A 12,666-nucleotide genomic window follows, 5' to 3' on the forward strand; every position below is an offset into this window, starting at 1 on the left:
GCCATAGACAACCCGGCGGCAGACTGAAAACGGTTACTCTTCCGGCGTCGTAAATTTCTCCTGCACCGCCGCATCAATATCCCCTTTATGCCCGGAACCCGGCGCCGTGGTGCCCGGTTGTGTGCCAGACGTATTCAGGTGCAGCTTACCGCCGGTGGTGATATGACCATCCCCTTCAACGAAGAAATTAAACTCTTTGCCGATGAGGTTAATCTTGCCGTTAGCGTTCAGCTCAATTGCGCTTTCACCAGAGACCAGCCGTAGCTTCGTACCGGAAGCAATGACATATTGCTCCACCGCCGCATCCAGCTTGCCTTTGCCCGTCAGGATCTCTGTTCCGCCTTTCACCGCCTGGATCTGATTCGCTTCCACCCGATGCAGCTCATTTTTCTTCACATAATGGCTGCGCTCGCCACCGACGCTGTGCGTTTCATCGTTCTTAATGCTGGTGTCCATGTTGCGCTCAGCCTGGATCCACACCTGCTCTGCACCCGCCTTGTCCTCAAAGCGCAGGGCATTGGCATTATCCACGGAGCCATCCTTCGTGCGGCTCATAAAACCCATCTGCGTGGCCGCCGCCGGCAGCGCCCACGGCGGCATGCTTGCTTCGTTATACACCCGCCCGGTGATAATCGGACGGTCCGGGTCACCGTTGATAAAGTCCACCACCACCTCATCGCCGACTCGCGGGATTTGCACTCCGCCGTACCCCTGACCCGCCCAGGCGCTCGACACGCGCACCCAGCAGGAGCTGGTGTCATCCCCCTTCGCCAGACGGTCCCAGTGGAATTTCACCTTCACGCGGCCATATTTGTCCGTCCAGATACTCTCCCCGTTTGGTCCCACAACCTTTGCCGTCTGTGGGCCGTAGGTGCGCGGCCACGCCGTGCTCTGCGCCGGACGGTATGACACCGACGCCGGGATGACCGCGAAATCAGTGCGGTGAAGGGTTTCACCCTCGCCGCTCGCGTAGCGGTTCTCCTCGAAATGGTAACCCGCCGCCGTGACCAGATAGTCACCGTTATCACTGAAGAACGGGGCGTTAGTCAGGGTGAAGGTGTGTCCCGGTGCAATACCCGCGGCCGTGGCCGTCGCCTGAATCTGCTGGTGCTCCACCTGCCAGCGCTCCTGACGGATACGGGCGTAGAACTCCGCATGCCCGGTCTCAACAAACCGTCCCGGCCAGTCGTACACGTCGATACTGCCCGGTTTCGGTGACGCCGGGTTCTGCTGCGCCTGGAACAGCCACGCGTTCGGCTTGCGGAAGTCGTAATCATCGAGGCTGTAAATCCCCGGGGTGACGCTGTCCTCCAGCGCCCACTGGCTGATACCTTCTTCATCCGTACTGCCGCCGGACGGCGTCTGGTGGTAAGGAATGACTTCGTAGCCGCTGAACGGCTGATGCTGCGTCGCGGCGTCGGTGAGCACCAGGGTGTGCTTGTCCGCCTCGTGGCTGAAGTGATACGCAATCCCCTCCAGCTCCATCAGACGGCTGATGAAGTCCAGGCTCGACTCCTGATACTGCACGCAGTAGTCCCACACCCGGTAGCTGCCGGTGAGCTTATCTTCCACGTTAACCTGATGTTCAGCCAGCAGGGTTTTCACAATCTGCGGCACCGTCTGACCCTGGAAGATACGCAGGTTACGGTCGCGCTTCATCGGCCACAGGTCCGGCTCCACCGTCAGCTGATACACCGCATAGCGGGTGCCCGTCAGCTCGACGGCACTCACCGCCACGCGGGTGATTTTTCCATTGATATAGCGGGGCGTCAGCAGGCTCTGCGTCGGGATGGTCACCGTGACCGGCTGACCCAGCAGTTTGCTGCGGTCAATGCGCGCATCCGTGCCAAGCAAGGTCAGCGTCAGGGCGAACGACTCGGACATCGCCTCGCGACCTGTGAGTTTCCAGAACAGAAGCCCCTCCACCGGGAGCTGAACGGTAATTCGGTTGAGCATAATCTTTCTTCCACTATGGACTAATCTCAATGCCAGAAGTTAACTCATCGTCGATAAGCAAAGCGGGAGCGCTGTTAATGTGATGATGAGTAGCTGTAAGAGTTACTTCCCTTGCCACAAAACAAGACTACTTTTCCTGAAGTTCAATTTAGATAATTTGAGTCAATGTCGTGCTTATTTAAGCCATAAACCTGAAAACATAAGGACGCTACCCAGGGAAACTACAATTTTGGCAATGATAAGTAAGCCAGGCGCAACGACGTGAGTCATAGACGATATTTTTCCATAATTTTCCGCATTGTATTTTTTGTGCCTCCCTATAATTCCGGAAAAGATCGTGCAGAGCAGCACAACGGTAACTTTTAGTCCCCATACGCACAGAAAAGACATAGAAAAGATAATCGAATAGTGTTTTGCCGTTGCAACGGAGAATAATGACATTGACTGAGCGAGCCATTTCAACGTAAATCCGATAACGACCGTAGCCACTAACACTAGAAAAAACATCAATCCGGCCAGGAACCATTGCTTTTTATTGAAGAAATCTTTTCCATTCCAGATATATGCCAAAGTGACAAAAATGAAAAATATACAACCAATCCATTTCACCTTTTCATTCTCCACTCATATTTCCAGCATCACCATACAAACATTAAAAATAAGACCGACCGGGCTAAAACATTCACAACCTTCATACATTAAAACAAAAAACTTAATCATTTGAGATGTCTTTTTTGTCTTTTCAAATATTCCACATCTTGTTCATGAGGAAGAATGATCTTCAATCCTTTCCCCATCTGCGAAGCTATATAATTAGCATTAGATAAATGCTCAGCAAGTTCGGCATCTGTTGTATCAAATTCTTTAGATGCAAGTACTCCAAGATTCAATGAATGTAATTTACTTTTATCTTTTTCAGCGCCAACCAAAACAGATTTAATATAATCCAACTGGCACTTCACCATAACATACAGTGAAAAATCAGGTTTTGTTTCCAATCGTTTATTGATTATATTAATGGCATCATTGATATAATTCAGCTCGTTATAATTTTCTTTATTCATGAGCACTTTTAGACATATTTTTATCTTAATAAATTCTGTACCCCCTACCTTTTGGCTGGTAGGGATATTTTTAACTAGCCAAATACCAGGCACGGGAAGCAATATTACCGAACTACTCTACTTTTTTTGCATAATTCAGTATATTTTCTATGCTGGCAAAGTGAGTTGTTTTCCTCACATGTAACTTCACATTAACCCAACATTTTCTCTCCAACTGAATGGCACGCTACAATAGCCGTGCCATATGAATTATTCAATTATAAAAAATTATCCTCAGGAGCTCTATCAAACAGTTCACCTGCCATTTTGGCGATACGCGCGTGTTGTACAAGTTTGTTTTTCCACTCCGACGGAATACCAGAATAACCATATAATGCTCCCGCTATTTGTCCTGCCGTCGCCGCAACGCTGTCAGCATCATCGGCAAGATTGGCGGCCAACAGAATAGCATCTCTGAAATTATCCGTATTCCATACGGACCACATCGCGGCCTCAAGCGTATCTATTACATAACCACTTGAACGAATCTGATCGCGAGTTTTTTGCTTATACTCACCCGCATTTATGATCATTACACGCGCGCATAGTGGGAAAACATGAGGGGAAAAAGCTTCTTCTTTTTTATAACCGTTAATTAAATAGTGCAATACCAATCCGAGAAATTGGCATGCATTAATTGACTCTACCGCGCCATGAGTTGCGCGACTCTGAGCCTGGGATTCGAAGTAAATCGCGCGCAGCGATTTTCGACGAAAGATAGACACCGGAGCTTGACGAATAACCCCAGCATTACCAGCAGTGTGTTTCTCGGTATTACCATACCAGGAAGGCCCGATACGCAAATACTGTTCAAGCGCAAATCGCGTCGTATTGCCAATATCGAAACACCGACCATTACTGCTATTATCACCGTTAAGATACCATTTAACGAGATATTTTCTAAGTATATCGGTATGCATTCTGTTTTCTGAAAGATAAGTTTCCGCCAGACATAATGCCATGGACGTATCATCCGTCCATTCACCGGGTTTTAAATGAAAAGGTCCGCCACCAATCATATCCGCTACATGTTCACTGTCTCTTTTCTTAAACTCAAGAGTAGTGCCGACTGCGTCCCCAACAGCCAAACCGACCAGCGCCCCAAGTGCTTTATCACGTGAAATATCTTCAGTCGTAATTAAAGGTAATGTTTCATCCCAGGCTTGTGAAGAACTCAAACCATCAATACCGTCATTTTTTATTGCCTTACGGACATTAATTGGCATGTATGTACGATAGCGATCGGCATAATGATTGATTACAGAGTCTTCAGTATGAAGGTCGATCATGGTATTTCCCTTAATTCTATATTTGTTATCCCAAGTTCATCTGACCTGCTGATAACCTCAAACGATGTATTAGGCTTAAATAGCACTTCAGTCTCTGTTGCATTGAATTCTGAAAGGAAGTCAATTTTCCGGCCGGAAAAACCTTCAATACGCATTTGGATAGGACCGCTGAAGCCTTGATTAACATCAGTACTAACAAAGGCTGGATCGATAACTGTTTTGCCCGGAGTATATCCATCCAAGATGTGTGAAGGTAAGCTGTTCATCCCGCGGTATGTCTCTCCACTAAAAGCAGGAAGCTGGTCCAGGCCATCATTTATATGTTGAGTAAATGCTTCCATTTCTTTAGTCATTGGTTTCATACCTCGTAATGCTGGGTTTACCATTTGGTAGCCAGGATCGGTAGTATAACCATACAATGCGCCTACTTGCTCATCACTGAGTAAAGCAGACAAAGCAGGATCACGATTATCTGCCAATTCTCTGCCACGAGTAATCCATTTTTCAGCTCGTTGTTTCCCTACGGCTTCGCTTAAGCTCATCCTCGGCGAAGCTGGGGCTGTAATGGGTTCCGCACTAACGCGCGGCATTGATTTACCAGCTCGCCACGCATCAAACCGCGCCCCGCCTTTCATGCCAGCCCCGCCGCCGATAACCGAGCCGATCAGCATCCCCCATTTCTGACCGTCGCTACCTTCGCCAAACAGCATCCCACCTGCGTAGCTACCAACCGTTCCACCCCCCATCGCCCCGAGGGTACTCAGAAGTGCGATAGCAGGACTGGCGAGCACCGCCATAGCTCCGGCACCAACGGCGAGCATCGTCCAGTTCACCCATTCCGGGATTTCAGGACTTATTTCATCGGTCTGGACCTTGCTTCCGCCGATAATAACATTACGCGATCCCTGACTAATCTCAGCACTGCATGTCAATTTATCGCCTGTGCGAGAGGCGGGGAAGTTGTTGATGTAAACTTTTATCGAACCTTCCGCGACCCGTTGCAGGCTGCCGCTGTGCTCATCACACTCTCCGGCTGATAGATGTGCGCGGATCGCCTTTCGGCTGTTGATAAAAACATTGGGTGAACCTTCTTTCAGCGTACCTGTCGTGTGACGCGGTGCCCATGACATACTGCCGAGGAGTTCACCCAGCCCACCCGCAGCACATGCCCCAGCCGCAACGGCAGAAACAGCAACCAGCGCGGTCCCTCCGGTGACGACAACGGCAGCAGCGCCCAGAATTGCCCCACCCACCAATCCTGCGATCATCCAGCCTTTTGAGGCTGTATGAGCAATCTCATCATCTACGCGTGCGGCCAGACATTCTGACATAACTATTCGGCTCGCTGTGCCATCAGATACCCACGTATCCGATCGGGTGTATTAAGTTGGTCAGAACCAGAGACCTGGCGGCATACGGAAAGTTGTGGAAGCAAGTGATGTGATTTGTCTGAGGAAGTCGTCCAGAGCGCATAACGAAGGGGTTGGCTGTCCGGAACGGGTGCAATACTGAGTGGTTTACCTTTTTTTTCATAAAGTAAATATTGACCCTCTTTCGCCCGCTGAAGCGAAAGATGTCCATAAAGTTCCTGAATGTTTTCAAAGACACGGAGAATTTTACTCTCACTATCAAGCGCAAAAAAAGGCCCCTGGCTGTCGGCAGCGAGCATTTCTTTGGGATCCGTTTGAGCAGGTTTGTGAAACTTAATACTACGGATAATTTCCTGGTATTGATTATGATAATAATCGCTAAATTCGCCCGGGCATGTACCGATGTAACACACCATCTTTTGCCCGCCAGGATGGTCAGCGAGTAAAATCACCGTCTGCTTCTGAAAAATGACCGAGTTATCATTTTTAAACTGATAAAAAAGCTCTACCGCCGGATGACCATCAATAGAAGTCATCTGAGAGGATTCAAGACGAAAGTCGGGCACCGTAATTTCCAGTTCACGCGCCAGTCGGGTGGCCGCATCATGGACTTTATCTTCGTTTTTTGCCGTCGCACGAGAAACAACAAAAGTAAACTCGCTAGCTCCGTTATCACTCATGGTGAATAAATTCATGGTTCTGTCTTTAAATACATCGGGTAAGGCGAGTGTTGCTTCCTGAAGAATATAATCAGCCATTCGGGTTACTCTTACTTGTTGCCATTAATAACAAAAAAACTATCCACTTCCTGTTGGATTTCACCCTGAAGGGATGCACCAGGCGGATCGATGACATTTCGTCCGTCATCAGGGTTCAAGTGCAATTCGCCGGAAAGCGTATTAATTTGTGCGTTCTGTTTTGCAGTAAAGTTAAAGTTATTACCAATGATATGAACGCTACCGTCTTTTGATAGCTCGATGGCGCTTTCACCACATTCCAGTCTCAGCGTATTACCTGCGGAAAGTATAAAATTATTAACGACCTTATCGTTTCGACTGTTCCCCGTCAGGCATACCACATCGCCTTTAATCCCTGATTTCTGGTTTTTCGCTACCCGTAAGGTTTCATCTTCACCAACAAACTGGGTTCGATTTTTTTCAGTAGAATGTGTTTCGTCGTTTTTGACGTTAATATCCAGATTGCGCTCGGCCTGGATCCACACCTGCTCTGCGCCCGCCTTGTCCTCAAAGCGCAGGGCATTGGCATTATCCACGGAGCCATCCTTCGTGCGGCTCATAAAGCCCATCTGCGTCGCCGCCGCCGGCAGCGCCCACGGCGGCATGCTCGCCTCGTTGTACACGCGACCAGTAATAATCGGACGGTCCGGGTCACCGTTGATAAAGTCCACCACCACCTCATCGCCGACCCGCGGAATTTGCACCCCGCCGTACCCCTGCCCCGCCCAGGCGCTCGACACGCGCACCCAACAGGAGCTGGTGTCATCCCCCTTCGCCAGACGGTCCCAGTGGAATTTCACCTTCACGCGGCCATATTTGTCCGTCCAGATACTTTCGCCGTTTGGACCCACGACTTTTGCGGTCTGTGGCCCGTAAGTACGCGGCCACGCCGTGCTCTGCGCCGGACGGTATGACACCGACGCCGGGATGACCGCGAAATCAGTGCGGTGAAGGGTTTCCCCCTCGCCGCTCGCGTAGCGGTTCTCCTCGAAATGGTAACCCGCCGCCGTGACCAGATAGTCACCGTTATCACTGAAGAACGGGGCGTTAGTCAGGGTGAAGGTGTGCCCCGGTGCAATACCCGCGGCCGTGGCCGTCGCCTGAATCTGCTGGTGCTCCACCTGCCAGCGCTCCTGACGGATACGGGCGTAGAACTCCGCATGCCCGGTCTCAACAAACCGTCCCGGCCAGTCGTACACGTCGATACTGCCCGGTTTCGGTGACGCCGGGTTCTGCTGCGCCTGGAACAGCCACGCGTTCGGCTTGCGGAAGTCGTAATCATCGAGGCTGTAAATCCCCGGGGTGACGCTGTCCTCCAGCGCCCACTGGCTGATACCTTCTTCATCCGTACTGCCGCCGGACGGCGTCTGGTGGTAAGGAATGACTTCGTAGCCGCTGAACGGCTGATGCTGCGTCGCGGCGTCGGTGAGCACCAGGGTGTGCTTGTCCGCCTCGTGGCTGAAGTGATACGCAATCCCCTCCAGCTCCATCAGACGGCTGATGAAGTCCAGGCTCGACTCCTGATACTGCACGCAGTAGTCCCACACCCGGTAGCTGCCGGTGAGCTTATCTTCCACGTTAACCTGATGTTCAGCCAGCAGGGTTTTCACAATCTGCGGCACCGTCTGACCCTGGAAGATACGCAGGTTACGGTCGCGCTTCATCGGCCACAGGTCCGGCTCCACCGTCAGCTGATACACCGCATAGCGGGTGCCCGTCAGCTCGACGGCACTCACCGCCACGCGGGTGATTTTTCCATTGATATAGCGGGGCGTCAGCAGGCTCTGCGTCGGGATGGTCACCGTGACCGGCTGACCCAGCAGTTTGCTGCGGTCAATGCGCGCATCCGTGCCAAGCAAGGTCAGCGTCAGGGCGAACGACTCGGACATCGCCTCGCGACCTGTGAGTTTCCAGAACAGAAGCCCCTCCACCGGGAGCTGAACGGTAATTCGGTTGAGCATAATCTTTATTCCGTATGGCTTATGCAATGCAAAGACTCACGGCACTAAATGTGTCATGGCAATACTATGCAGTGTCAGATTGGTTATTTAGCGCGAACTGTTTTGATTATATATATGAGAGAGCCTATCTTTATTATTTCCGATAATATAAATAAAGCAATATTAATGGAAATAACGCTCAATCCTAAACCAACGATCGCCATAGGGAAAAGTGTCACTGAGCAACTGAAGATGATAACGCGCAGCACTTCTTGTATAAGAGCAAAACCGACCGCATATCGATGTTTTGTGAAAAAAAACCAGGCAGAAAAAAGCAAGGAAACTGGCATGAGGAGATAAACAAGATAAAAAGCACCTGTCACTATTCCGTTTACGCCACCTGCTATCAGCATAAAAATAATTACACCCGGATTTCCTCCGGTGGAAACCCACCATGACTCAAGTAAATGGTATGGACCAATCGAATAAAACACAATCCCGATGACATCCATAACACCCCAGAAATAGAAGATTTTATTTTTCGCGGTCATGCTCGCCCTAACCTTTATTTGACTGGTGCTGGCGGCCATTTACCACCATGTTGAATAAGCGTCTCTTTGATTTCAGTTAGTTTTTTATATTCTTCACTGCCTTCTTCTGTTCTGTTCAGATAACGTTGAAGTTGATTACCCATCGCCCAGCCATTTTTGGCTCTTATTTCAGGATCAGCACCCCGTTTTAAAAGCATAATGACGTGGTCATAAGCGTGATAATTCAACGCTTCAAACAACAGTGAACTATTTAGCGAATCGGTGATATTAATGTCGGCCCCTCGTTTGAGCATAGCATCGAGCGTGTCAGTATTTTTTGCTTTAATGGTTTCAAAAATTATAGGTTCATGAAACGTTTTGTCTTTAGCATTTGGGGAAAGCCCTCCATCAAGCAGCGCATTGATCCAGTCTGCGCTATCTGCATTTAATACAAACTCTGCAGGACTGTTTTTTCCCTGTGGTCTTGGCTGTAAGGGATCAGCTCCCGACTTTACAAGCAAAGTAATAATTTTTAAATGTTTAGGCGTTTTATTCTCATTTATACTATTCCCCAGGGCCCAGAACAGAAGTGTCATATCTTGCTTACCGGGCTTGTTCAGTTCAGTCTGTGACGCAAGTTTTTTTACTTCATCTATATCCCCGCGCTGAATAGCTTCAGCCAGACTCAATTGCTGGCCGCTGAAATAATCTTGAGGATTTAAATCCATATTTTGCTTACACCCTTGAATCATAAATAAACATAAAAGCGCCAAAAAAATTGTATATAATTTTTTCACAAACGACTCCTGATTACTGCGATGTCTTCGTCTTTTTGCTGTTCGATACAATTTATGGCTTCTCCTATGCCGTGGCGATCAAAAGCTCCGCCTGTTCCACCGGATAAATCGTGTGGAATACCTGCAGCATTAGGGGCAAGCGCTGACAATTCTTCTTTAGCAATCAACGATGGAATGTGCCCATTCATTGTTTTAAAGTCCTCCACAAGATCTACTTCCTGAACTTTAGTTAGCAGTTCACCTTTGATGCGGTAGGCCTGAATGTTTTCAGTGCTACCCAGCAAACGCCCGCCATATTTTTCGACAGTCCCGCTATTAAGCCCAGAGGCATTAAATGTCCAACCCGCTTTTCCACTTGCCATAGAAGTTGCCGAGGCTAAACCACCGCCTAATGAATGTCCTGCGATATCAATGGGCTGTTTTGTCATAGCGAGTTTTTCACCGATGATTACTGCACTTCGGTAATAAGGTGCTTCAAAACCCATTCCTTGTTTAAAATTATTCAACCAGTCAGCGCTATTTTTGACCGATGCCAGTTCTTTACTGTTTTTCAGCGAATCGATATGTTCCTGGAGCGACGGAAATTCTGGTACTCTCGACCCCCTAAATACCAGTGTAGGGTTCATATCATTACCGAAAACGTCCGGGTCAGGCTGATACACGCGAGAAAGAAAATCAGGCGACTCTGCCTTATCGAAAAGCTCATTGCTTTTAAGACCGAATTTATCCAGCGCCGATGCATCGTTGCTTATATCCTTCCAGCCCTCTGGCACTCCCGGCGTTGTCTCCAGCGGATTCACTGTCTTATAAACATTCTCAGCAAGCTTCGCTTTCTCCACCGCAATATTATTCGCCGCCAGTCGTTTAGCGGCGATCTGCGCATCCGGGTAAAGGCTATTACTACCCTTCGCGATCAGATCCTTACGCGCCTGCCAGCGTTCCGCCTTGGTCATCTGCTGTAGCTGCGAAGCATAGGTTTTACCGTCTTTGCCCGGCGTGGCCTCATCCGGCACCTGTGCCGCTTTGGATTTCACCACCTGCTTCGGCAGTACCGTCGGCGCAGGACGGGCACCGTAGGTTCGCACCATGGTTTCGTAGCGATCGACGATTGTGCTTACCGGATACCAGCCCAGACCGGTAAGCGAGGCCGCCTGCAGTCGGCCATCGGCATTGATATAAAATATCTCCGTTACCGATGACCAGTTACGGAAACTCTCGTCGATGGCAACGATCCTGCCGATATCGAGATCCTGCACGATCAGCTTACGGGTATCGCGTCCTGACTGATAGGGATTCGCCCCGGTGATGGAATGCAGCAAATCGTAACGCGTAAACAGCGAGCGCAGCGAATTGTCGGGAACTGACATTATCCACTGCCCGGCTACGGACGGGCGGATAATTTTCGCGAAAAGCGCTGGCGAGACATTCTCGCTGAAAAGATAGACAAACTTGAGGTTATACATTCGCTCCGTCCTGTTACCAGTCCCTGCTTACCTTACTTACGGATTCACCAGCCAGGTGCCAGGCTTCGCGATATCCAGCGTCTGGGTACGCGTTTTCCCGTTGCCCTGCAGTTCAATTCTGGCCTCGCCCGCAGGTAGCTTGAGCGATGCATAACCGTTATTCGCCGGACGCAGTGTTTTTGGCTCACCGTTCACTTTCAGGGTCTCACCGTCAAGAATACGGATATAGACCAGTGCAACCGGGCTGGCATCCACCGGCGGGGTGGCCGGTTGCGCTGTCGCAGTCGGTGCAGTCTGTTCACTGGCTTTCGCCGTTTCCGGTTTCACTTCCGGCGCGTTCGATGCGGTTTCAACGGGGCGCGTCTCAGCGGGGGCCTGCGCCGCCTGCTCTGGCGCATCATGGTCGCCACCGCTAAACAGCATCGCTCCGGCGACGACGCCAACCAGCACGCCCGCAGCAACCATTGCCGGGATTTTGTACCGGTGCCAGTCCAGTGCAGAAGCCGGTGCCTCTTCCTCTACCGGTACCAGCATCGTGCCCGGTTTTTTCGCGCTCAGTACATCGTCGATACCCGCTACCGGCATCTCAATCAGCGCCGCGAATTCATCGATGGACTGCGGTCGGTCTTCCATGTGCAACGCCAGCGCCCGGTCGATGGCCTGCAGCAGCGAGAGGGAATAGCCCTGTGGCTGCAATTCCACTAGCGGTTTGCAGGTGTCCTGAATTGAGCGCACCACGCTGACCGGCGGCGGTGAGCCGACAATCAGGGTACGCAGCACGGCGCCGAGGGCATAAATATCCGTCCACGGGCCCTGCTCGCTTTCGTTGTCGTCCGTGTACTGCTCGATCGGCGCAAAGCCCGGGCGCAGCATGGTTTCCGTCTCGTCGGAGAGATTACCAATGGTGCGGCGCGCTGAGCCGAAATCGAGCAGAACCGGCAGCCCGTTATCCTGAATCTGGATGTTATCCAGAGAGATGTCGCGGTGCAGATAGCCTTCGTCATGAATTGTCTTAATGGCACCGAACAGCATGGGCAGCATACGACGGATCCAGGCTTCGTTAATCAGCTCCGGTTTTTGTTCGCGCAGGCGGGAGAGCGTGGTACCGCTATAGAACAGCGTTCCCATATAGGCCGTATCGTTTTGCACCCAGAAACGCAGCACGTGAAGCAGGTTTGGGTGGTTGAAGCGCGCCAGCAGGCGGGCTTCCTGAATGAAGCTGTTCAGGCCGGCGGAAAACGCTTTGCCAAAACGTTCGCTGCGCAGTACCAGCGTCATATCGTCGCCGCGCACGGCGAGCGAGGCAGGCATGAATTCTTTGATAGCGATAGTGCGTTCGAGCTGATGATCCCACGCGCGATAGACGATGCCGAACCCGCCGCCGCCGATCACCTCTTTAATTTCAAACTCGTTGAAGCGATACCCGACCGGGAGCGCGTTTGGGACAGTCCGATTGTTATCATTATCCGTCATCTTTTACA

The 12,666-nt window shown here is 50.6% G+C and carries 11 protein-coding genes; all 11 read right to left on the reverse strand.

The features are described from left to right. Nucleotides 1-33: 33 nt before the first annotated feature. The 11 genes from tssI (HV340_RS12725) to HV340_RS12775 all read right to left on the reverse strand — a co-directional run bounded on the left by tssI (HV340_RS12725) (nt 34) and on the right by HV340_RS12775 (nt 12,658). Complete coding sequence (gene tssI / locus HV340_RS12725) at nt 34-1,956, reverse strand: type VI secretion system tip protein TssI/VgrG (RefSeq protein ID WP_063924862.1); 1,923 nt, start codon at nt 1,954-1,956, stop codon at nt 34-36. A 174-nt stretch (nt 1,957-2,130) separates the two neighbouring features. Next, on the reverse strand, nt 2,131-2,580 hold the full coding sequence (locus tag HV340_RS12730; protein WP_230941190.1) for a hypothetical protein: 450 nt from the start codon (nt 2,578-2,580) through the stop codon (nt 2,131-2,133). A 92-nt stretch (nt 2,581-2,672) separates the two neighbouring features. Then, entirely contained in the window at nt 2,673-3,020 is a 348-nt protein-coding gene (locus HV340_RS12735) for an immunity protein Tsi6 family protein (RefSeq protein WP_063924861.1), read from the reverse strand. Nucleotides 3,021-3,277: 257 nt separating this feature from the next. Continuing rightward, nucleotides 3,278-4,348, reverse strand: coding sequence for an ADP-ribosylarginine hydrolase Tri1 (tri1, locus tag HV340_RS12740; protein ID WP_059305774.1), 1,071 nt, complete (start codon nt 4,346-4,348; stop codon nt 3,278-3,280). Then, nucleotides 4,345-5,679, reverse strand: a complete 1,335-nt coding sequence (locus HV340_RS12745; protein WP_044867268.1) for a PAAR domain-containing protein — start codon at nt 5,677-5,679, stop codon at nt 4,345-4,347. The genes tri1 and HV340_RS12745 overlap by 4 nt, the downstream gene beginning before the upstream one ends. Before the next feature lie 2 nt (nt 5,680-5,681). Beyond that, nucleotides 5,682-6,476 carry a DcrB-related protein gene (locus tag HV340_RS12750; RefSeq protein WP_059305775.1) on the reverse strand — a complete coding sequence of 265 codons (795 nt, stop codon included), beginning with the start codon at nt 6,474-6,476 and terminating at the stop codon, nt 5,682-5,684. A gap of 11 nt (nt 6,477-6,487) precedes the next feature. Beyond that, complete coding sequence (tssI, locus tag HV340_RS12755; protein ID WP_050736957.1) at nt 6,488-8,416, reverse strand: type VI secretion system tip protein TssI/VgrG; 1,929 nt, start codon at nt 8,414-8,416, stop codon at nt 6,488-6,490. 83 nt (nt 8,417-8,499) lie between these two features. Beyond that, nucleotides 8,500-8,985 (reverse strand): hypothetical protein, encoded by a 486-nt coding sequence (locus HV340_RS12760; protein WP_226876134.1) that lies wholly within the window; start codon nt 8,983-8,985, stop codon nt 8,500-8,502. Next, nucleotides 8,961-9,722, reverse strand: coding sequence for an ankyrin repeat domain-containing protein (locus HV340_RS12765; protein ID WP_059305776.1), 762 nt, complete (start codon nt 9,720-9,722; stop codon nt 8,961-8,963). The genes HV340_RS12760 and HV340_RS12765 overlap by 25 nt, the downstream gene beginning before the upstream one ends. Then, nucleotides 9,719-11,185 (reverse strand): hypothetical protein, encoded by a 1,467-nt coding sequence (locus tag HV340_RS12770; protein WP_059305777.1) that lies wholly within the window; start codon nt 11,183-11,185, stop codon nt 9,719-9,721. Before HV340_RS12770 ends, HV340_RS12765 begins: the two co-directional genes overlap by 4 nt. 36 nt (nt 11,186-11,221) lie before the next feature. Continuing rightward, nucleotides 11,222-12,658 (reverse strand): serine/threonine-protein kinase, encoded by a 1,437-nt coding sequence (locus HV340_RS12775; RefSeq protein ID WP_059305778.1) that lies wholly within the window; start codon nt 12,656-12,658, stop codon nt 11,222-11,224. Between the last annotated feature and the right edge of the window lie 8 nt (nt 12,659-12,666).

This window comes from Enterobacter sp. RHBSTW-00975, assembly GCF_013615235.1.
GTDB classification, from domain to species: Bacteria; Pseudomonadota; Gammaproteobacteria; order Enterobacterales; family Enterobacteriaceae; genus Enterobacter; species Enterobacter ludwigii.

Excerpts from the sequence above, each read along its gene's own strand:
- HV340_RS12745 (WP_044867268.1), bottom strand. The coding sequence starts at position 5,679 with ATGTCAGAATGTCTGGCCGCACGCGTAGATGATGAGATTGCTCATACA.
- tssI (WP_050736957.1), bottom strand. The coding sequence starts at position 8,416 with ATGCTCAACCGAATTACCGTTCAGCTCCCGGTGGAGGGGCTTCTGTTC.
- HV340_RS12760 (WP_226876134.1), bottom strand. The coding sequence starts at position 8,985 with ATGGCCGCCAGCACCAGTCAAATAAAGGTTAGGGCGAGCATGACCGCG.
- tri1 (WP_059305774.1), bottom strand. The coding sequence starts at position 4,348 with ATGATCGACCTTCATACTGAAGACTCTGTAATCAATCATTATGCCGAT.
- HV340_RS12770 (WP_059305777.1), bottom strand. The coding sequence starts at position 11,185 with ATGTATAACCTCAAGTTTGTCTATCTTTTCAGCGAGAATGTCTCGCCA.
- HV340_RS12750 (WP_059305775.1), bottom strand. The coding sequence starts at position 6,476 with ATGGCTGATTATATTCTTCAGGAAGCAACACTCGCCTTACCCGATGTA.
- HV340_RS12735 (WP_063924861.1), bottom strand. The coding sequence starts at position 3,020 with ATGAATAAAGAAAATTATAACGAGCTGAATTATATCAATGATGCCATT.
- HV340_RS12775 (WP_059305778.1), bottom strand. The coding sequence starts at position 12,658 with ATGACGGATAATGATAACAATCGGACTGTCCCAAACGCGCTCCCGGTC.
- tssI (WP_063924862.1), bottom strand. The coding sequence starts at position 1,956 with ATGCTCAACCGAATTACCGTTCAGCTCCCGGTGGAGGGGCTTCTGTTC.